This is a genomic window from Hyphomicrobium sp., from assembly GCF_051860585.1.
In the GTDB taxonomy this organism is placed as follows: domain Bacteria; phylum Pseudomonadota; class Alphaproteobacteria; order Rhizobiales; family Hyphomicrobiaceae; genus Hyphomicrobium_C.
This window is the reverse complement of record NZ_JBHYDS010000009.1, coordinates 176,431-196,280: the sequence shown is the minus strand read 5'-3', so window position 1 is coordinate 196,280 and position 19,850 is coordinate 176,431. Positions and strand designations below refer to the sequence as shown.

The 19,850-nt window shown below is 64.4% G+C and carries 16 protein-coding genes; 12 read left to right on the top strand and 4 right to left on the bottom strand.

From position 1 onward, the window contains the following. Positions 1 to 2: 2 nt before the first annotated feature. From ACTIFK_RS15330 to ACTIFK_RS15315, 4 genes are all read left to right on the top strand, one after another. A complete protein-coding gene (locus ACTIFK_RS15330; protein WP_439543955.1) occupies positions 3 to 863 on the top strand; it encodes a D-amino-acid transaminase in 861 nt (286 codons plus the stop codon). Between the two features lie 194 nt (positions 864 to 1,057). Beyond that, entirely contained in the window at positions 1,058 to 1,309 is a 252-nt protein-coding gene (hfq, locus tag ACTIFK_RS15325) for an RNA chaperone Hfq (protein WP_439543954.1), read from the top strand. Between the two features lie 113 nt (positions 1,310 to 1,422). Beyond that, a complete protein-coding gene (gene hflX, locus ACTIFK_RS15320) occupies positions 1,423 to 2,745 on the top strand; it encodes a GTPase HflX (protein WP_439543953.1) in 1,323 nt (440 codons plus the stop codon). 36 nt (positions 2,746 to 2,781) lie between these two features. After that, on the top strand, positions 2,782 to 4,011 hold the full coding sequence (locus ACTIFK_RS15315) for an FAD-dependent oxidoreductase (protein WP_439543952.1): 1,230 nt from the start codon (positions 2,782 to 2,784) through the stop codon (positions 4,009 to 4,011). A gap of 14 nt (positions 4,012 to 4,025) precedes the next feature. On the opposite strand, the gene ACTIFK_RS15310 is transcribed toward ACTIFK_RS15315, so the two are convergent. Together ACTIFK_RS15310 and ACTIFK_RS15305 are read right to left on the bottom strand one after the other, a co-directional pair. Further along, positions 4,026 to 5,075 carry a MazG family protein gene (locus ACTIFK_RS15310; RefSeq protein ID WP_439543951.1) on the bottom strand — a complete coding sequence of 350 codons (1,050 nt, stop codon included), beginning with the start codon at positions 5,073 to 5,075 and terminating at the stop codon, positions 4,026 to 4,028. A gap of 83 nt (positions 5,076 to 5,158) precedes the next feature. Further along, a complete protein-coding gene (locus tag ACTIFK_RS15305) occupies positions 5,159 to 5,779 on the bottom strand; it encodes a DUF2306 domain-containing protein (RefSeq protein WP_439543950.1) in 621 nt (206 codons plus the stop codon). Between the two features lie 66 nt (positions 5,780 to 5,845). Here ACTIFK_RS15305 and ACTIFK_RS15300 point away from each other — a divergent pair, with 66 nt between their 5' ends. Both ACTIFK_RS15300 and ACTIFK_RS15295 read left to right on the top strand, forming a co-directional pair. Then, complete coding sequence (locus tag ACTIFK_RS15300) at positions 5,846 to 6,427, top strand: hypothetical protein (RefSeq protein ID WP_439543949.1); 582 nt, start codon at positions 5,846 to 5,848, stop codon at positions 6,425 to 6,427. A gap of 103 nt (positions 6,428 to 6,530) precedes the next feature. After that, positions 6,531 to 7,286, top strand: coding sequence for a hypothetical protein (locus ACTIFK_RS15295; RefSeq protein ID WP_439543948.1), 756 nt, complete (start codon positions 6,531 to 6,533; stop codon positions 7,284 to 7,286). Positions 7,287 to 7,519: 233 nt separating this feature from the next. On the opposite strand, the gene ACTIFK_RS15290 is transcribed toward ACTIFK_RS15295, so the two are convergent. Then, positions 7,520 to 9,058 carry a leucyl aminopeptidase gene (locus ACTIFK_RS15290; protein WP_439543947.1) on the bottom strand — a complete coding sequence of 513 codons (1,539 nt, stop codon included), beginning with the start codon at positions 9,056 to 9,058 and terminating at the stop codon, positions 7,520 to 7,522. A 595-nt stretch (positions 9,059 to 9,653) separates the two neighbouring features. Between ACTIFK_RS15290 and lptF the strand changes: the two genes are divergently transcribed. The 6 genes from lptF (at position 9,654) to rsmA (ending at position 17,977) form a co-directional block, all read left to right on the top strand. Further along, positions 9,654 to 10,862 (top strand): LPS export ABC transporter permease LptF, encoded by a 1,209-nt coding sequence (lptF, locus tag ACTIFK_RS15285; RefSeq protein ID WP_439543946.1) that lies wholly within the window; start codon positions 9,654 to 9,656, stop codon positions 10,860 to 10,862. A gap of 6 nt (positions 10,863 to 10,868) precedes the next feature. Then, on the top strand, positions 10,869 to 11,963 hold the full coding sequence (lptG, locus tag ACTIFK_RS15280) for an LPS export ABC transporter permease LptG (RefSeq protein ID WP_439543945.1): 1,095 nt from the start codon (positions 10,869 to 10,871) through the stop codon (positions 11,961 to 11,963). A gap of 207 nt (positions 11,964 to 12,170) precedes the next feature. Next, positions 12,171 to 14,438: an LPS-assembly protein LptD gene (locus ACTIFK_RS15275; RefSeq protein WP_439543944.1), complete on the top strand. Its 2,268-nt coding sequence runs from the start codon at positions 12,171 to 12,173 to the stop codon at positions 14,436 to 14,438. Between the two features lie 259 nt (positions 14,439 to 14,697). Beyond that, complete coding sequence (locus tag ACTIFK_RS15270) at positions 14,698 to 15,948, top strand: peptidylprolyl isomerase (RefSeq protein WP_439543943.1); 1,251 nt, start codon at positions 14,698 to 14,700, stop codon at positions 15,946 to 15,948. Beyond that, entirely contained in the window at positions 15,948 to 17,051 is a 1,104-nt protein-coding gene (pdxA, locus tag ACTIFK_RS15265; RefSeq protein WP_439543942.1) for a 4-hydroxythreonine-4-phosphate dehydrogenase PdxA, read from the top strand. The genes ACTIFK_RS15270 and pdxA overlap by 1 nt, the downstream gene beginning before the upstream one ends. Next, complete coding sequence (rsmA, locus tag ACTIFK_RS15260; protein ID WP_439543941.1) at positions 17,048 to 17,977, top strand: 16S rRNA (adenine(1518)-N(6)/adenine(1519)-N(6))-dimethyltransferase RsmA; 930 nt, start codon at positions 17,048 to 17,050, stop codon at positions 17,975 to 17,977. The genes pdxA and rsmA overlap by 4 nt, the downstream gene beginning before the upstream one ends. A 751-nt stretch (positions 17,978 to 18,728) precedes the next feature. Here rsmA and ACTIFK_RS15255 read toward each other — a convergent pair. Then, positions 18,729 to 19,784, bottom strand: a complete 1,056-nt coding sequence (locus ACTIFK_RS15255) for an NAD(P)/FAD-dependent oxidoreductase (RefSeq protein ID WP_439543940.1) — start codon at positions 19,782 to 19,784, stop codon at positions 18,729 to 18,731. Between the last annotated feature and the right edge of the window lie 66 nt (positions 19,785 to 19,850).

The following is a 19,850-nucleotide window of genomic DNA, read 5'->3' as shown; positions in this document are numbered from 1 at the left end:
CGATGACGCGCATCGTCTACGTGAACGGCCGGTACCTGCCGTACGGAGAAGCCGGCGTGCATGTGGAGGATCGCGGATTCCAGTTCGCCGATTCCATCTACGAGGTGTGCGAGATATACGGCGGGCGCCTCGTCGACGAAGCGCGCCACATGGAACGGCTCGAACGCTCGCTCGGCGAGCTGGCTATCCCGATGCCGATGTCGCGGGCCGCTCTCGGGCAGATCATGCGGCAGATCGTTCGCCGCAATCGGGTTGCGACGGGGCTTCTCTATCTGCAGGTCTCGAGGGGATCGGCGCCGCGCGATTTTTCCATTCCGGCCGGCGGCCTCAAGCCGACGCTGGTGTGCCTGGCGCGCGGGCTCGACGGGGATAAGCGCGAAGCACGCGCCAATGCGGGGATTTCCGTCTCGACGATGCCGGACATCCGGTGGGGGCGGTGTGACATCAAGACTGTGATGCTGCTCCCGGCGGTGCTGGCAAAAAACGAAGCTGCGCGCGACGGGTCTTATGAAGCCTGGCTCGTCGATGCCGAGGGATTCGTGACGGAGGGCGCTTCCAGCAACGCGTGGATCGTCGACAAAACGGGTACACTGGTTACGAGGCCCACCGGAAATGCAATCCTGCCCGGCGTTACACGCAGAACGCTTCTTGATTTGCTTATTCGGGAAAATGTCCCGTATTCCGAACGGCCCTTTCACGTCGATGAAGCGCGACATGCGCGCGAGGCCTTCATTACCTCAGCTTCTGGCACTGTGATGCCCGTCGTCGCCATCGATGGAGCGCCTGTCGGAAATGGGCATCCGGGTCAGTTGACCCTCCGTCTGCGCTCAAAGTTTCATCAAGCTGCCAAACTTTCTTCCTGACCGAGAGTTCTATCAATTCTACGTGTTGTGGTCCGTCATCGTCATGCCTATTGTCTCGCGCTCAGGATATGTTAGCTGCTTGTGACTGCGAGCTTTCGGCGAGCTTTCGGCGAGCTTGCGGTGCGTTTGGGGCGCTTCGATCGCTCCCGCGATCCAGCTCCAAGGCGTGGCTAAATAAAAAGAGGCAATAGAAAATGGCCGCAGAACGCGCTCAAAACCTTCAGGACACGTTTCTCAATCACGTCCGCAAGAGCAAAACTCCACTCACGATTTTTCTCGTCAATGGTGTGAAGCTGCAGGGCATCGTCACCTGGTTCGACAATTTCTGTGTCCTGTTACGCCGGGACGGTCACTCGCAGCTGGTCTATAAGCACGCGATCTCGACCATCATGCCGGGTGCTCCGGTCCATCTCATGGAAGCCGAGCAAGACGGCCAGCAAGGGTAACGCGTTCCATCGCCCACAACGACAAGCCGGATCTAGATCCGGCCGAGAGCAGTCCCGAACCAACGGGCGCAAAATCTGCAAAGCTTCGCGGTCACGTCCGCGAGGAGCAGCCGATGCGCGTGCTGGTGCTTGTCCCGGTCGTCTCGCGAACCAGAACCGGGTTGCCGGGGCGTATTGATCGCAAGCCGTCGATGCATTCTCCGGAAGATCGGCTGGCCGAGGCGAAAGGCCTCGCCGAGGCTATCGACCTCGATGTGCGCACAGCGCTTCTCGTTCCCGTACCGCAGCCTAATCCGGCAACGCTGTTCGGTTCGGGGAAGGTCGAGGAGCTTAGGGCTCTCATCGAGGAGCTCGAGGTGGGGCTCGTGATCGTCGATCATGCCATTACGCCCGGACAGCAGCGCAATCTTGAACTCGCGTGGAAGGCCAAGGTGCTCGATCGCACCGGGCTCATTCTCGAAATTTTCGGACGGCGCGCGCAGACGCGGGAGGGCCGCCTGCAGGTGGAGCTCGCGCATCTCAGCTATCAGAAGGGCCGGCTGGTTCGCGCCTGGACCCATCTCGAACGGCAGCGCGGCGGACGCGGCTTCCTCGGTGGTCCCGGTGAAGCGCAGATCGAACTCGACCGGCGCATGCTCGACGAACGGATCATCGCGATCAAGCGCGAGCTGGAAGGCGTGGTGCGGACCCGCGATCTGCACCGCAAGGGACGGCGCAAGGTGCCGTATCCGGTCGTCGCCATCGTCGGCTATACGAACGCCGGGAAATCGACACTGTTCAATCGTGTCGCGGGAGCGGGCGTGCTGGCGATGGACCAGGTGTTCGCGACGCTCGATCCGACGATGCGGGAAGTGCGGCTTCCGTCCGGCCGGCGCATCATTCTGTCGGACACCGTCGGCTTCATTTCCGATCTGCCGACACAACTCGTGGCGGCCTTTCGAGCAACGCTTGAAGAGGTGATCGAAGCCGACTTCGTGCTGCACGTGCGCGACATTGCGCATGCGGAAACGGAAGCGCAGGCGAAAGACGTCGAAGGGGTCCTGCGCGACCTCGGCGTCGATACGGTCGCCGCGGACGGCCACATCCTCGAAGTGTGGAACAAGGTCGACCTGCTGGCACCGGACGTGCGCGCGGAAGCCGAAGGCGCGGCGCGCTTCCGCAAGCCGGAGCCGGTGCTGATGTCGGCGGTGACGGGGGAGGGTGTCGCGGCGCTGCTCGACCGGATCGACCGCCGTCTCGGCGCGGCGGACGAGATAGTGGTGCTGACGCTGCCGGCGCATGAGGGGCGCCTTCTCGCCTGGCTGCACCAGAACGCTGATGTGATCGATCAAAGTTCGGACGACGCAGGCGGTATCGCGGTGCGTGTGCGCATCGCGTCCGAGAAGAAGATGCGGCTGATGCAGGAACTCCAGCGTGCGGGTCTTCCGTATCCGTAGTAAGAATGCGGCCTTGGTCCCGGTTCGGAGGTTCCAATGGCAGACGGTTCTCAGCCCCAGTGTTGTGTCGCAGGCGGAGGCCCGGCCGGGTTGATGCTCGGCTATCTGCTGGCGCGCGCCGGTGTGCGCGTCACCGTGCTTGAGAAGCACGCGGATTTTCTGCGCGACTTTCGCGGCGACACGGTGCATCCCTCGACACTCGAAATCATGTTCGAGCTGGGTCTGATCGACCGGTTCCTCAAGCTGCCGCATCAGAAGGTTGAGCGCGTCGGCGGCAAGGTTGGTGAGACGCCGGTCACCATCGTGGATTTCTCGCATCTTCCCGTGCGCGAAAAGTACATCGCCCTGATGCCACAGTGGGACTTCCTGAACTTCATTGCGGCCGAGGCTGCGAAGCTCCCGACTTTCACGCTGCTGATGAACGCCGAGGCGACCGATCTTATCGAGCGCGGCGATACGGTGGTGGGCGTGCGGGTCAAGACGCCTGAGGGCGACCGCGACATCATGGCCGATGTCGTGGTGGCGGCTGACGGACGCGGCTCAAAGCTCCGTGAACGCGCCGGGCTCGCGATCGAGGATATTGGCGCGCCCATGGATGTCTTGTGGTTCAGGCTCCCCGCGCTTGCAGCGGACGTCGGTGATACGAAGGCGCTTTTCGGGGCGGGCTATCTGCTCGTCATGCTGTTTCGCGGTGATTACTGGCAATGCGCCTACGTCATCCCGAAAGGGTCACTGGCAGACGTCAAGGCTGAGGGAATCGAGGCCTTTCGCAACAGGATCGCGCTGGCCTCGTCGTTCGAGCGCTTGCGTATGGACACGATCGCTTCATGGGACGACGTGAAGCTGCTGACGGTGCGCGTCGACCGGCTGTTGCAATGGTACCAAAAGGGCTTCCTGTGCATAGGCGACGCCGCGCACGCCATGAGCCCGATTGGAGGCGTGGGCGTGAACCTCGCCGTGCAGGACGCCGTGGCGGCAGCAAACATTCTCGCCAAGCCCCTGAAGGCCGGGACGGTCGGGCTTGAGGATCTGCGCCAAGTGCAGAAGCGCCGCATGTTCCCGACGCGGGTCACGCAGGCAATCCAGGTCGCGGCACAGAACAACATCATCGGTCCGACGCTCTCGCTGCGTGAGCAGCCGAAGCCGCCGCTGGCGCTGCGCCTGATGCAGCGCTTTCCCGTGCTGCAACGTATCCCCGCGCGCGTGCTCGGGCTCGGCGTGCGCCGCGAGCACGTGGCGGATTTCATTCGCGAGGGGCGCGGCTGAGTTCGTTCGGCCCGTCAGCCGGGGGCGCGTTCGATCGCCTTCGCCTCATCCCAAAGCGCATCCATCTCGGCCAGATCGGAGTCTGCCGGTGAGCGGCCATCCTCGGCGAGACGGCGCTCGATGTGGGCGAAACGGCGCATGAATTTCTGATTGGCGGCGCGGAGGGCCGCTTCGGGATCGAGTTTCAGATGGCGGGCGACGTTGGCCATCACGAAGAGGAGGTCGCCGAACTCTTCCTCGATCTTGGCGATGCGCTCGGCTGAGCGATCTGGCGCTGCGCCGCGCGGATCGGCGGGGCGGGCGACGTCTTCCAGCTCGGAGAGTTCCTCACGCATCTTGTCGAAGACGGGAGCGAGGGAGGACCAATCGAAGCCTACCCTTGCGGCTTTGTCCTGCAACTTGACGGCGCGCGTGAGGGCGGGAAGGGCAACCGGGATGTCGGCGAGGAGTCCTGGGTTAGCATGCGCTCGAGGCGTTGGTCCCCCTCCCCCTCTTGCCGAAGGCGCGGCTTCGTCACGACTTGGGGAGGGGTTAGGGGTGGGGGGAATCCCAACGGCTGAAGCTGCGGCGTCCCCCCCTCCCGGCCTCCCCCACGAGGGGGGAGGAGAAGTGGGAGTGGCCTCGCCTCCCGACCTCCCCCACGAGGGGGACGGAGAAGTGGTAGCGCGTTCGGCATCCTTCGCCGCTTTCTCCTCGGCCTTGATGCGTGCCCAGAAGCCAGGCGCGGCGCCTGCGGCGCGCTCCTCGGGCGTGCCGAACACGTGCGGGTGGCGGCGTATCATCTTGCTCGTGATGGCGTGGACGACATCGCCGAACGCGAACGCATCCTGCTCCTCGGCCATGCGCGCGTGATAGACGACCTGCAACAGGAGATCGCCGAGTTCGTCCTTGAGATCCGGGAGATCGCCGCGCTGGATGGCGTCGGCTACCTCGTAGGCTTCCTCAATGGTGTAAGGCGCGATCGTTGCGAACGTCTGCTCGATGTCCCACGGGCAGCCGGTCTCGGGCGTGCGCAGTGCCGCCATGATGTCGAGGAGGCGGATGATGTCGTTGGAAGGGGTCATGTCATTCTTGGGGGGCATGGAAGGTCCGGCGTTGCCTTGATCGTTGGCGCGCTCTGCGCGCGACGACCCTAGCGAAGCGTGCGTCAGGTGGCGAGAGCAGCGGCGCGCGCAGGACGCGGCCGGCGCGGCCACACGACAGCCAGAACGATCGTCAGCGGCAGCAGCCAGCCGAGCCACGTGGCGCACGCGTACACGGGAGCGAACGGGAGATCGTACGACGTGGCGACGGCCGTGGTGAGCCGCACCCAGATGGCGCCGGAGGCGACGGCGGCCATCGCCAGCATGAGCGCGGCATGGCGTGCGCGGTCTTTGCGGCGGATGGCGCGGACACCGGCTAGGACGAGGCCGAGCCAGACCGTACCCTGGGCCGCGAAGCCAAAGCGGGCGACGACGCCGGACGTGCTTTCATAGGCGACGGGAAATGCTGTCAGCGCTCCCGCGATGACGAACACGGCGGCAAGGCGTCCGATGGGGCGATGCCACGCACGGTTGCGGCGGGTGGCGATTGCGAGCGGGATCAACAACAGGGCCGCGCCGGATGCGAGCATGTGGAACTGGAAAATGCCGGGCAGGCGTTCGACGACGATCTGGAGATTGAAGGGAAGGGGCATGAGGCCCGCGCCCTGAACCAGCGCGACAATGCCGGTTGGGATAGCTAGGGTGATCAGGCCGCAAATGGCGGCACCGAGCAGAAAGCGCGACACAGTTTCGCCTGGGCCGGATGATTTGATCGGTTCCGTGATCATTTTCTGGAGGCTGGAGTTCGCGCCATGGTTTTGGGAACACGGTGTAACCGGATCGTTTCGAGCTTCGCCGCACTTTGTGTTCTGGCTGCGGCGGGGGCGGTGCTGGCGACAGGTGGATCGGCGCTGGCGGGTGACGCTCCGGTGCCGGCGGAAGAGACTTCTGGAGGCGCGGATCTCTCCGGCCGCTGGCAGGGCCGCAGCTATGAGTTGTCGCGCCGCGAATCCGATTGCAGCGGCACGCGCTGCCTGCTGACCCTCGACGTCATGAAGTGCACGACCGGCTGGTGTGGCGTCGAGGTGCTCGACGGTGACAAGCGCTGCGGAGCGACCGCGCTCAAGCTGGACGGCGGCACGTCGGCCGCAGGCAGCACCGTGCCCGTGTATCGCGGGACGCTCGAGATGGCCAAGGGTACGGAGCCTTACGTCGTCGAGGTTTACGTCGTGCCGGGAGGGCGCGAGGGCAGTCCGGACCGGGATCTGCAGATCGCGGGCGATACGGGTGGCGAGTTCCGCATGTTCCGCCGCTCGTTCCCGTTCAACGCCACGCTGGCCCGCGCGGGTGAGCCGACATGCAAGCCGGAAACGGCCATCTCGCTTCTGGATTGATGTTTCCAGTTTGCCGGAACCCCTCTAAGTCTTGAGGGCGTTTGCAGGCGTGCGGATTTCGCAATCGGCCGGGCGGCGCGACACAGCGTGAGACGCCTGCCGCATGATAGTGCTTCGCATCCTGCTCAACGGTTTCATCATGGCCGCCGAGATTGCGGCGGTGGTTGCCGTCGCCATGCTCGGCTACTGGCATCCTTTCCTGTTCGCCGCGGTGACGGCCGGGCTGAGCTTCCTGTTGGGCTTGAGATTGGAAATGGCGCGGCTCTCATTCGAGCTGCCGTTTTATTTCGAGGGCGCGCGCTCGCCGCGGCGGGTGCTGGTGGCGCTGGTCGGTTCTGTCGAAGCGATGATGAAGGGCGTGCTCGCAGGGCTGGCGGCGCTGTTCACGTTTGCCGGGACGGACAGCGATCGATTGCTGTGGGTCGCGGTCGTGTTCGGTCTCACGACGTATGCCGGCTCGACGATGCTGCGGGCGCTGTCGGTGTCGCTCCATGCCGAGCCGTGGCGGTGGGGATACTTCCGATTGGCGGCGCCGCTCGGGCTCGCGTTCTCGGCGGGGCTCGCTGTGCTGGCGGCGCTCCAGATCCTGACGCCGGCGAGCGTCGGGGACATCGGGTGGAAGCTCGTGTGGGAATTGCCGCAGCGGCCGTCGATCAGCCAGGTGAGCGAGCTCTTCTTTCAGATCAAGCAGGCGTTCGACGATTTCATCGTCACGGTGCTCCAGACGGTGCTGCCGGAGGCGTGGGCTCGGATCGCGGGCGTCGTGGTGAGCGTCAACGTGCTGACGGGCTTCGTCGCGTCCGTCTATGCGGCGTCGATCGCTGCGTTCGTCCGTGGGGCCGAGGAGCGGCTGCCGTAACGCCGACGTTGGATCGATCATCGGATCGGAGCCAGAGCGCGGCGGCGGCTGCCGGAAACAGGCGGCCGATCTCAATATCCAGCGCGCGGAACACCTAATCCGTCGTTCGCATAATATATATTATGGAAAATAATGATGAGGGAGTGTGGTGTGTCAGTGCGTTATGGCCCTGGCCGTCGGCTCGACCGATATGAATTACAGCGGACGGCCGTCAAGCCGTCCGCCGCTCCGGCCTACTTCTCGGCCTTCTCGTAGTTGTCGGCAATAAACCGGTCGAGCAGCTGCACGCCCCAGCCTGACGCCCAGCTCGTGCTGATCTCGTTCTTGGGCGCGTCCATCGCCGTGCCCGCGATATCGAGATGCGCCCACGGCACGTCCTTCTTGATGAAGCGATTGAGGAAGGCTGCCGCCGTGCAGGCCCCGCCCCAGCGTCCGCCCATGTTCTTCACGTCGGCGTTCTTGCTGTCCATGAGCTTGTCGTAGGCCTTGTCGAGCGGCATGCGCCACACCTTCTCGCCGCTCGTCTTGGATGCGGCGATGAGCTGGTCGGCCAGCTTGTCGTCGTTGGCGAACAGGCCGGCGAAGTCCTTGCCGAGGGCGATCATGATGGCGCCTGTGAGCGTCGCGAGATCGATGATGAGGCGGGGCTTGAAGCGCTCCTGAGCGTACCAGAGCACGTCGGCCAGCACGAGGCGGCCTTCAGCGTCGGTGTTCAAGTTCTCGACGGTCTGGCCGGACATGGAGACGACGATGTCGCCCGGACGGATGGCGGAGCCCGAGGGCATGTTCTCGACGATGCCGAGAATGCCGACGGCGTTGACGGGCGCTTTGCGCTCGGCCAACGCGACCATGAGGCCGGTGACGGCGGCGGCGCCGCCCATGTCGCCCTTCATGTCTTCCATGCCGGCAGCAGGCTTGATCGAGATGCCGCCGGTGTCGAACACCACGCCCTTGCCGACGAATGCGAGCGGTTTGGCGCGCTTCGACTTGGCGCCGTTCCACTGCATGATGGCGACGCGGGCCGGGCGGACGCTGCCCTGGGCCACCGACAACAGCGTGTTCATGTTCAGGGCGGTCAGCGCTTCGACATCGAGGATCTCGACTTCGAGGCCGATGCTCTCCAGCTCCTTGACGCGGTCTGCGAACTCGACCGGTCCCAAGATGTTGGCGGGCTCGTTGACGAGGTCGCGGGCGAAGCAGATGCCCGTTGCGATCGCGCGCTTGGTCTCGAAGGCGGCGCGCGCCTTGTCGGGATCGGCGCAATGGATGGTGAGCTTGATGCCGCGTTCGGCGCCGGCGTCGGCTCCGTTGGCAGTGTCGTCGCCGTTCTTCTTGGTGAGATACTTCTTGAACGAGTAGTTGCGCAGCATGGCCCCGTAGGCGAGGTTTGCGGCGACGATCTCAGGCTTCTGGTCGGCGCCGGTCACTTCCGCGATCAGGCTCGCCTCGCGCGCCTTGCGCGCGGTGATCTGGCCGAAGGTATAGCCGCCGAGGCTGGCCCAATCGCTTTCGTTATGCTCGCCCGCCTTGCCCACGCCGATCAGGATCAGCCGCTGGATGTCCAGCTTCTGCGGCACCAGGATTTCGATGGACGATTTCGCCTTGGCCTTGAACTCGGCGGCTTCCGCAGCCTTGAGGACGAACCCGTTGCTCTTGGTGTTCAAGGCTTGCACGGCGGGCGAAAGCGTCAGGTCGCTGGCGGCAAATGCGGCGCAGGTTGCGGCCGGCGCGGCGTCCAGACGGACGAACGTGATGTCGAGCGGCGTAGTCATGTGGGAAGGGTGCTCCTCAAGGAACGGCAGGACGGAAGGTTTGGTGAGAACGGCCCCGTGGGACGGCGGCGTCTCGCAGGCCAAGGCCCGAGCGCTGGACAGCGGCACTGGCAGGTGTGGTTTTTCGATCTTCGCTGTGGAAATTAGACGCTTGCCGGGGAAGTGCAAGGCGGGCACCGTCCAAAACCCGGCGGGACGGCAATTATAACGATTTGGGTAAACGGCCGGATTGGGCCGCCGCGCCGTCGCCGGCTCCCGGGTTCGGCCGTATGCTGCGTTGCACGCAAAAGCTTGGAGACGGGCCGGAATTCCGCCATTGTGGCGTGACCATCGTTGCGCGACCGTCACTACGTGACATGGGGCATCGAACCGAGGTCGGGGGATCGGGGACCGTGCCGGCAGGCAAACCAGGGTTTCAGCTTCGCGCGTGCACGCCGTTTCGGCGCCGCGCTTCAGTGCCTATGGGCCCTCCCGTAGCGGCTGCCGAATTGCGCGCCGGGCGGTCTCGTGATCGCTTCGGCTCGCTCGATCCTCAACACCAGCCCACGGGTTTTCCGGCCCCGGGCTGTCTCACGGGCTCTCTGGCGGGCGCTGCATGACGATCTTCTCGCGCTATGTCTTCCGGCAAACGAGCGGCGCGCTGCTGCTGGTGCTCCTGTCGCTGACGGGCATTGTCTGGATTTCGCTCGCGCTGCGCGAACTTAACGTCGTCACCAGCCAGGGCCAGGGCGCGTTGACCCTGATCAAAATGACGACCCTCGGCCTGCCGAGCTTCGTCGCCGTCATCACGCCGTTCGCGCTGCTAATCACGGCCATACACACGCTCAATCGCCTCAACAGCGATAGCGAAATCATTGTGCTGACCGCCTCGGGGGCGACCGCGTGGACGATCACCAAGCCATTGGTTGCGCTCGGTATGATCGTCGTGGTCTTCATTTCGTTCGTCAATCACTACGCGATGCCGTGGAGCCTCAGGCTGCTGCGGGACATCGTCGTCGAGGTGCGCACGGACCTTCTCACCCAGGTGATCCAGCCGGGCCGATTTACGTCGCCGGAAGCGGGGCTGACGTTCCATATCCGCGAGCGCGGATCCGACGGCACGTTGTATGGCCTCGTGATGCACGACCTGCGCGATCAGAAGCAGGCTCAGTCCTACCTCGCCGACAAAGGCGTGTTGGTTAAGGACGACAGCGGCGCCTACCTGTTCATGATGGACGGGCACATCCTGCGCCGCGCGGGCGGGATCACCGTTCCCACGCAGATCATCGCCTTCGACAAGTACGCCGTCGATCTCGACCGGCTCGAGGAGCGTGCGTCGGGGCCGCCGGATCTCAAGGCGCGCGAACGCTACTTCACGGAGCTTGTCTATCCGAATCCCAAGGAAGCCTCCTACAAGACTGAGCTTGGGCGCTTCCGGTCCGAGTTGCATGAGCGCTTTTCCGGAGCGCTCTATCCCCTCGCCTTCGTCCTGATGGCGATCGCTGTGATTGGGCAAGCGCAGAGCACCCGGCAGAACCGGAATATGCGGATGGGACTGTGCTTCCTGGCGGGTGTCGGGATCCGGTTGACGGGGCTCGCGGTCAACAACATCGTGACGCTGCACGCCGGGGCGGTTCCCGTGCTCTATATCATCCCCTTGACGGCGATCGGGATTTCTCTGTTTCTGATCGTACGAGGCGCGCGTGCCCGGAGAACCAACCCGCGGCTGGAGCGCATCGCGGATGCCTTGGCGGCATTCGTCGCCGGTCTCAAACAACGTTTCTCGCGCGGTCAACCGGCGGCCGTCGGCCGGGCCGGGGGGTAGCGCATCATGCCCTTGGTTTCGACAGCCTCCGTCTACATCGGGACGCGCTTCCTGCTCGCCATCTTCGGCGTGTTCGGGCTGTGCACGGTCTTGATTTTCATGATCGATTTCGTGGAGCTGCTGCGCCAGGCGGGCAAGTACGGCAGTGTTCCCGGCTATAAGCTGGCGTGGATCACGCTGCTCCGGCTACCGGCCTACACCGAAATCCTGCTGCCGTTTGCCGTTCTCGTCGGCTCCATCAGTGCGCTGCTCATGCTGTCCCGCAAAAGCGAGCTCGCCGTGATGCGCGCGGGCGGCATGTCGGTCTGGCAGATCCTGCGGCCCGGCGCGTGCGTCGGTCTGCTGCTCGGCCTCCTGAGTTCCACGGCCTTTAACCCGCTCGCCGCAAACGCGAGGGACCGCTCCGAAAAGGTGTATTCGAAGGCTTTCGGTCGCGAATCCAGTCCCTTGGGAAAAGGCGCTGCCGGCACGTGGCTGCGCCAGGACGGGACCGACGGGCAGTCCGTGCTGACGGCCTCTTCGGCCAAGGAAAAGGGCGCCGTGCTCGGCACGGTCACCGCCTTCGTTTACGACAAGAACGGCCGGTTCTCGGAGCGCGTCGACGCGGCGGAAGCGCGGCTCTACGACGGGTTCTGGCTGCTCCGTCCCGCGCTGGTGTCGCGCATGGGCCGGGAGCCGGAAAAATTCAATTCCTATTTGCTGTCCACCTACCTCACGCCGGAGCGTGTGGTCGATGCCCTCGGTAGCGTCATTTCGGTGTCGTTCTGGGAGCTGCCCGACCTCATCTACGTGACGGAACGGGCAGGACTTTCGGCTTCGCGCTTGCGAATCCAATATGAACTCCTCCTGAGCCGGCCGCTGCTGTGCGTCGCCATGGTCTTTTTGGCGGCCACTGTGTCGTTGCGGTCATTCCGCTCCGGGGGGATCCAGACTATGGTCGTAACTGGAATGGTGGGGGGCTTTGGGTTCTTCCTTTTCGCGGAGATTTCAAGGCAAATCGGAACTGCTGGACTTGCCCCGGTGTGGGCGGCTGTGTGGGTTCCGGTCCTTCTTGCAATCCTGGTTTCAGTCACGGTGCTCTTGCACCAGGAGGACGGCTAAGTGATGCGTGTTGCGCGCAAATTGCTGCCGACATGCACTGAGTTCTGCCCAGCGGGTTCCTGCCGATCGGTGGTGGAACGCGGGCGTTCGCGCATGTTCGCGGCCCTTGCGATTGCAGCCACGGCACTCTTCGTCCTCCCCGCCCTGACCACCTCTGTTGCGGCGCAAAAATCCGGTGCTTACCAAAGCACTCGCGAGCGCGACGGCGTGAGCGCCAAAGAAGGCTCGGCATTCCCCAAGCCGCAGGGCGGAATGTTCGGCAAGCCGCAACAGCTCGACAAGTCGCTGCCGCTCTACCTGCAGGGCGACGAGCTGGTCTACGACACCAAGGGCAACCGCGTGATCGCCCGCGGAAACGTCGAAATCTACTACAACAAGAACGTGTTGACGGCTGACGAGGTCATCTACGATCAGAGCGCGAACACGCTTACGGCTTCGGGCAACGTCGAGCTCAAGGAAGCCAACGGCAACGTCATCCGCGCCGACCGCTACACGCTGACGGACGACTTCCGCGACGGCTTCGTGCAGTCGCTGTCGGTGGTGACACGCGATGACTCACGCATCACCGCAGAGCGCGGCGAGCGGCGAGAAGGCAATGTCACGGAATTCTCGGAAGCCACGTTCACGGCCTGCAAGAGCGACGGCAATGTTCCGCCGCTGTGGTGCATCGGCGCCAAGCGCATCATCCACGACCAAGCGGCGGCGACGATTTCGTATCAGGACGCCGAGTTCAAGTTGTATGGCATGACAGTCTTCTACATGCCGTACTTCGAGCACGCCGACCCTTCGGTGAAGCGCAAGAGCGGTTTCCTGGCGCCGACTTACGGCAACTCGGACGATCTCGGCATCTTCGTCGAGCTTCCCTACTACTATGCGCTATCGCCCAACTACGACTTCACGTTCCGTCCGCGCTACATGACCGAGCAGGGCGTGCTGTGGCAGGGCGACTGGCGCCAGAAGCTCGCGAACGGCGAGTACTACATCAATCTGGCCGGCATCGACCAGGACTTCACCGATCTTCCGATTAGTGCTGGCGTCGATCCGGATTCGCGCCGCAACCTCGACGGCTGGCGCGGCAGCGTCGAGACGCGCGGCCGGTTCTCGCTCTCGAGCTGGTGGAGCTACGGCTGGGACGTGACGGTCGAGAGCGACGATTCCTTCCGCCGCTTCTACAAGCTCGACAGCGTGCTGCTCACCGACCGCGTCAACGACCTCTGGCTGGTCGGCATTGGCGACAGAAGCTATTTTAGCGCGAAGGCTTATCAGTTCGGTGGGCTGCTCGTGAACGATACGGCCGAGTCAGAGTCGCTCGTGCATCCGGTGATCGACCACAACTATGTCTTCAAGGATCCGATTGCCGGCGGCGAACTCACCTGGCGCTCGAATGCGCTGAGCTTGTCGCGCTCTGATTTTCGGCTGACGCCCGGCGCCGATCTGGTTTCTCAGGACATGAACCGCGTCATCACTGAAGTGAAGTGGCGTCGCCGTTTCACGGACGCGATCGGCATTACCTACACGCCATTCGGCGAATTGCGCGGCGACATCTACCAGATCAACTACGAAGATTCGCTGTTTGGCAATATTGATGAGACCTTCACGCGCGGCTTGGCGACAGGCGGCGCGACGGTGTCCTATCCGTGGATTGCCAACGCCGGATCGACGTCTCACGTCATCGAGCCGATCGGCCAGCTCGTCGCCCACAACTCAAGCGTTCGTCAGGACGACCTGCCGGACGAAGACGCAAAGAGCTTGATCTTCGACGACACCAATCTGTTCGAAACGAGCAAGTTCTCGGGCTACGACCGATTGGAAACCGGCGTGCGCGCCAACGTCGGCGTGCAGTACACGTTCCAGGGCCCGGTGGGCTACGCTCGCGTCCTGGCCGGCCAGAGCTTCCATCTCAGCGGCGACAACGCCTACAACGAGAATTCCGACGAGTTCAATCCCCGCAGCGGCTTGGAAACAGACAAGTCCGACTATGTGCTGGGCATTTACCTCGCGCCGACCGACGTATTCCGCGTCATCGCCCAATCGCGCTTCGACGAAGACGACATGACGCTGCGCCGCGAGGATTTGACTGCGAGCTTCAACTACGGCCCGCTGATGGCGTCCGCGACCTACACGTACGGTGATGTCTTCAACACCGATACGCTGCGCTACGATGCGCAACAAGACATCCTGGGCTTCGCCGCCTTGCGCCTCACCGACCGGTGGACCGTGTCAGGCTCGATCCGCTACGATCTCGACGCGGCCAACGTGCTGACGGATTCGATCCGGCTCGCTTATCTCGACGAATGCTTCATGCTGAGCGCCACCTACAGCGAGACCTACATCAGCGATCCAGATCGCTTCATCGAGCCGGACCGCACGGTCATGCTGCGCTTCGAGCTGAAGAATCTGGGCGGCTTCAACTACCAGACCAACGTCGTCGACTTCCTGGGCGGCGAAGACGGGTCGGCTCCGGTCCGGCAATAGGATCGCCGCGTCTCGCGTTCGGCTAACTGCTCGGCAGCCCAACTTGATTTAAGATGAAGCCGGGTACGCCATTGCGCCGCCACGGTTCATGTGGATAACACCACCGCAGTTTGCGATTGCTTCGGCTGGCGCTATTGTCAGTTGGCTCGGCGCTGGCGAATCCGCGATATCCGGCCAACGCTCGCCGTCGAGAGCCGCTTCGAGAGAATGCGTCGCGTGACCGGGTGATGACCGTGGACTTACATTAGAGACTGGGCCCATGCCTGTTAACTTTCATGATCTGATACGGACGACCGCGGCCCTCGCGCTGTGTGCCGGCGTTGCGGTCGTGACCCCTTGCGCGGCGAAGGAGCCGAAGCGCCAGCAGGCGGCGGCCAACCCCGCACCCGCGGCCGAAAATCCCGGCACGGGCAATGTCGAGCTGGTCAATCCCGCCGAGGGCGGCAAGATCACGCGCCGCAAGGGCGCTCAGGGTATCGCCATTCTCGTCAACGACGAGCCGATCACGGCTTATGAGATCGAGCAGCGGGCTTCGTTCATCGCGCTCCAGAGCGGCGGCGGCGGCGCGGATTTCAAGGCGAAGGCCGAGGCGCGCTGGAAATCCATCGTGCAGGATCCCAAGACCAACGAACGCTTCAAGCAGCTGCTCGAGAAGAACAAAGTGCAGACGCAGGAAGAAGCGCGCGCGTTGCAGACGAAGTACATCAAGGAGCTGCAGGGCAACATGGTCGCGCAGCTCAAGAAGGAAGCGCGCGCCGGTGCGGTGTCGGGCTCCAAGGCCAAGGCCGAGCAGGAATTGATCGAGGAGAAGATCAAGCTGCAAGAGGCCCGCAAGCAGAACGCGGTGACCGAGGATGCCGACGTCGACAAGATCATCACGGGCATTGCCGAGCGCAACAAGATGAACCTCGAGCAGTTCGGCAAGCACATGCAGGGCATGGGCGTCGACATCAACACGATGAAGGCGCGCTTCCGGGCGGAGATGTCCTGGCGCGAGGTGGTGCGCAAGCGCTTCGGGCATCTGATTGCGATCACCGAGCGGGACGTTGACGATTTCGTGGCGACGACGGTCGTTGCCGACGACAATGTCGAGTTGCAGGTCCAGCGGATCACGCTGCCGCTGCCATCGGCCGTCGACCAGTCCGTCATCGCGCAACGCATCGCCGAAGCGGATGCGTTGGCGCAGCGGTTCCAGGGTTGCGGCTCCATGGCTGAAATCGCGTCGGCCGCAGGTGCACGTCACGAAGACCTTGGCCTCCGCAAGCCGACCACCATTCCCGAGCCGACCCGAAGCCTGCTTCTGAACGCGACCGAGGGCAGTCTGCTGCCGGCAAGCGTGAGTGCGGGCGGCATCGAGCTCTGGGCGCTGTGCGGGCGTAAATCCGCGGGCGGCCAGGACATGTCGCGGCGCGAAGCCGCGGGGAACGAGCTGCGCCAGAAGGAATTCGACGTCCTGGCCCAGAAGCATCTCAAGGATCTGCGGCAGGACGCGGCCATCGAGATCCGTTGATGGCCGGCTCGGTTTCCGGCGCGGGTCCGGCCGCATCGGCCGTGGCTCGGCCGGCCTCTCCATCACGACAGGCTTTGCCGCTGGCGCTGACGATGGGCGATCCGGCCGGGATCGGCCTCGACATCTCTCTCTCCGCCTGGCTGGCGCGTGACCGGCGGGGACTTGCGCCGTTCGTGTTCTTCGGCGACGGCGAAGCGCTCGCGGCGCGGGCGCAGGCGCTCGGTCTCGATGTGCCGACGACGGCGATCTCCGACCCGCGCGAGGCGGCCGACGTTTTCGCAACGCGGTTTCCTGTCTGCGACGTCGGCTGCGATGCGCCGGTCAAGGCGGGCGCGCCGGACGCGCGCAATGCGCGTGCGGTCGTGGCGGCGATCGACAGCGCGGTACTGGCCGTACGCGACGGGCGCGCGCGCGCCGTCGTCACAAATCCGATCGCGAAGTCCGTGCTGATGGCGGACGGATTCACGCATCCCGGCCATACGGAATACCTCGGCGCGCTGGCAGCAGCGCATTTCGGCGTCGCTAGCCCGAACCCGGTGATGCTGCTGGCGTCCGATGAGCTGCGCGTGGTTCCGCTGACGGTGCACATTCCCTTGGCGCGCGTGGCGGGAGCGATCACATCAGAGGCCATCATCGCGACGGCGAAGATCCTGGACGCGTCGCTCACGTCCGATTTCGGCATTGCGCGGCCGCGGATCGCGGTGACGGGCCTCAACCCGCATGCGGGCGAGGACGGCAGGCTCGGCGCCGAGGACCAGGCCATCATTGCGCCTGCGATTGCCGCACTCGTGCGCGATGGGCTCGACGTCACGGGCCCCTACCCGGCCGACACGCTGTTCCATGCGGCCGCGCGGACGACTTATGACGCGGTGCTGGCGATGTACCACGACCAGGCGCTGATCCCGATCAAGACGCTCGCGTTCGATCGCGGCGTCAACGTCACGATCGGCTTGCCGTTCGTGCGCACGTCGCCCGATCACGGCACGGCATTTTCGCTCGCGGGCACCGGCAAGGCGCAGGCGACGAGCCTGATCGAAGCGCTCAGACTTGCCGATGCGATTGCGCAAAAGCGCGATCGCGCGGTGGCTGCGGGGGCATCATGAGCGACGTGGACGACAACGACGTGGACGACAACGATCTTGAGCCGATCGGAGCGTCCTTGCGCGGCGGCTCGAGCCCCGACGGACTCGATCCCCTGCGGGAGGTCATTCGCCGTTACGATCTTGCAGCGAAGAAGAGCCTCGGCCAGAACTTCATTCTCGACCTCAACCTCACGCGGCGCATCGCACGCGCGGGCGGCCCAATCGACGGGCGCACGGTGGTCGAGGTCGGACCGGGCCCTGGCGGGCTGACGCGCGGGTTGCTGCTCGAAGGCGCGGAGCGGGTCATCGCGGTCGAGCGGGATTCGCGCTGCCTGCCGGCGCTGGCTGAAATCAGCGCGCGCTATCCGGGTCGTCTCGCCGTCCACGAGGGCGATGCGGTCGAAGCCGATTGGGGCGCGCTCCTCGGCGGCGCGCGCAAGGCCATCATCGCCGCCAACCTGCCCTATGGCGCGGCGACGGTGCTGCTGATCGGCTGGCTCGAAGCGGAACCCTGGCCGCCCTGGTGGGACCGGATGGTGCTGATGTTCCAGAAGGAGGTCGCGGAGCGCATCGTGGCGGCTCCGGGCAGCAAGACCTATGGCCGCCTGTCGGTGATCTCGCAGTGGCGGGCGGACGCGCATATCGCGCTCAATCTCAAGCCGGAAGCTTTCACGCCGCCGCCCAAGGTGTCCTCGGCCGTCGTGGTGTTCACGCCGCGCAGCGCGCCGCAGCCGGCGTGTACGGTCACGGCGCTCGGGCGCGTCACAGCGGCAGCGTTCGGACAGCGGCGCAAGATGCTGAGGGCATCGCTGAAGACGCTCGTTCCCAATCCGGAAGAGCTGCTCGATGCGGCCGGCATTTCGCCGACGCAGCGCGCCGAGCAAATTCCCGTTCGCGACTTCGCCAAGCTCGCGCTCGTCTACGAACGCTCCATCGCGGGGCGTTAGGCCACAAGGGGTCGGCAACATCGCGCCGACATCTGCTGCTGTCGCGTGCGACTGACCCACGCTCATCGACGGTCGTATTCGCGGAGACTTGCGTGGGTACCGGCCTTCCATGCGAAGCATGGCTCCGCCATGACGCCGGCATGACGCCGGCATGACGTCGAGTGGGAGGCAACGTTGCGTCCTCGCCATCGCGTGCGATTGACGGGCACCGTCGCGCCGTCCACCAGCCGTCATCCTCGGGCTTGTCCCGAGGACCCATTCCTCCACAGGGCAGTCACCGGCCGCATAGCCGAGTGCACCAGCACCTTCACAGCCTTCCCGTTTAGATCCATGGATCCTCGGCATAAAGCCGAGGATGACAACTAAACGAGAATCTTCGCTTGACGACGGAAGACAATATCGGCGCGCGCCTCCAACTGTGGTCGGAGCCAACTGCTCATCGACCGTCGCATTCGCGGAGACTTGCGTGGGTACCGGCCTTCCATGCGAAGCATGGCTCCGCCATGACGCCGGCATGACGTCGAGTAGGAGGCAACGTTGCGTCCTCGCCATCGCGTGCGATTGACCCGCACCGTCGCCCCGTCCTTCGCCTGCATGACGTCAAGGGGAAGGCATCGTTGTGCCATCGCTATCGGCTGCGACTGACCCGCAGCGTCGCAGCGAGAGAACACCCGGCGCGCGCAGGAGCGCCAGCGTCTGCCGCTCACCCCAACCCTCCCCCCCCCAGCGCATGTGACGGGAAAGGGAGAGGTTACTTCACGCCGAGCTTCTTCTGCAGGCTCGACGACGAGGTCGTGTACTGGAACATCAACTTCTTGTCGGGATGCACATACTTGTGCGCCTGCTGCGCCATCAGGGCGGCCTCGTGGAAGCCCGACAGGATGAGCTTCAGCTTGCCGGGATAGGTGTTGATGTCACCGATCGCAAAAATGCCCTTCTCGCTCGTCTCGAACTTCTCGGTATCGACGAGGATGAGGTTTTCGTTGAGGTTCAGCCCCCAGGACGCGACCGGCCCGAGCTTCATGGTAAGGCCGAAGAACGGCAGCACGGCATCGACCGTGAGATGCTCTTCACCGGATGCCGTCTTGGCCGTGACGCCTGCGAGGGTCGTGCCGTCGCCGTGCAGTTTCGTCACCTGGCCGATGACGAGGCGTACTTTGCCTTCGGCGACGAGGGAGCGCATCTTGTCGACCGAGTGCGGCGCGCCGCGGAATTCGTCGCGGCGATGGAGCAGCGTCAGAGACTTGGCGACATGAGCAAGGCTCAGCGTCCAGTCGAGGGCGCTGTCGCCGCCACCGATGATCAGGACGTCGCGGCCCTTGAGGTCGTCCATGCGGCGTACTGCATAGAAGATCGATTTGCCCTCGTAGCCCTCGATGCCTTCGAGTGGCGGGCGCTTCGGCGTGAACGAACCGCCGCCGGCGGCAATGACGACGACCTTGGCCACGATCTCGCGGCCGGCGTCGGTCTTGAGGAAGAAGCGTCCGTCCTCGCCGCGCTGCAATTCGTCGACCCGTTCGCCGAAGACGAACTCCGCGCCGAAGGGCTTGATCTGCTCCATCAGACGGTCGGTCAGTTCCTGGCCGGTGACGGACGGGAGCGCGGGGATGTCGTAGATCGGCTTTTCCGGATAGAGCTCCGAGCACTGGCCGCCGGGCTTGCCGAGGATGTCGATGACGCACGTCTTGATGTCGACCAGGCCGAGTTCGAACACGGCGAAAAGGCCGACAGGACCGGCGCCGATGACGATGGCGTCGAATACGGCTGCGCCCGCTTGCGTCGCCTCAGGGACCTCGTCCAGGGCCATTCTTCTTCTCCTAAATTCACTATCGCATTTTCTGACGACGAACCGGTATCGACTTCGTCGGAAAAT

Bases quoted from the DNA above. Each gene is read 5' to 3' on its own strand.
- ACTIFK_RS15315 (WP_439543952.1), top strand. From the start codon at position 2,782: ATGGCAGACGGTTCTCAGCCCCAGTGTTGTGTCGCAGGCGGAGGCCCG.
- hflX (WP_439543953.1), top strand. From the start codon at position 1,423: ATGCGCGTGCTGGTGCTTGTCCCGGTCGTCTCGCGAACCAGAACCGGG.
- pdxA (WP_439543942.1), top strand. From the start codon at position 15,948: ATGGCCGGCTCGGTTTCCGGCGCGGGTCCGGCCGCATCGGCCGTGGCT.
- lptG (WP_439543945.1), top strand. From the start codon at position 10,869: ATGCCCTTGGTTTCGACAGCCTCCGTCTACATCGGGACGCGCTTCCTG.
- lptF (WP_439543946.1), top strand. From the start codon at position 9,654: ATGACGATCTTCTCGCGCTATGTCTTCCGGCAAACGAGCGGCGCGCTG.
- ACTIFK_RS15255 (WP_439543940.1), bottom strand. From the start codon at position 19,784: ATGGCCCTGGACGAGGTCCCTGAGGCGACGCAAGCGGGCGCAGCCGTA.
- ACTIFK_RS15290 (WP_439543947.1), bottom strand. From the start codon at position 9,058: ATGACTACGCCGCTCGACATCACGTTCGTCCGTCTGGACGCCGCGCCG.
- ACTIFK_RS15310 (WP_439543951.1), bottom strand. From the start codon at position 5,075: ATGACCCCTTCCAACGACATCATCCGCCTCCTCGACATCATGGCGGCA.
- ACTIFK_RS15270 (WP_439543943.1), top strand. From the start codon at position 14,698: ATGCCTGTTAACTTTCATGATCTGATACGGACGACCGCGGCCCTCGCG.
- hfq (WP_439543954.1), top strand. From the start codon at position 1,058: ATGGCCGCAGAACGCGCTCAAAACCTTCAGGACACGTTTCTCAATCAC.
- ACTIFK_RS15330 (WP_439543955.1), top strand. From the start codon at position 3: ATGACGCGCATCGTCTACGTGAACGGCCGGTACCTGCCGTACGGAGAA.
- ACTIFK_RS15300 (WP_439543949.1), top strand. From the start codon at position 5,846: ATGGTTTTGGGAACACGGTGTAACCGGATCGTTTCGAGCTTCGCCGCA.
- ACTIFK_RS15295 (WP_439543948.1), top strand. From the start codon at position 6,531: ATGATAGTGCTTCGCATCCTGCTCAACGGTTTCATCATGGCCGCCGAG.
- rsmA (WP_439543941.1), top strand. From the start codon at position 17,048: ATGAGCGACGTGGACGACAACGACGTGGACGACAACGATCTTGAGCCG.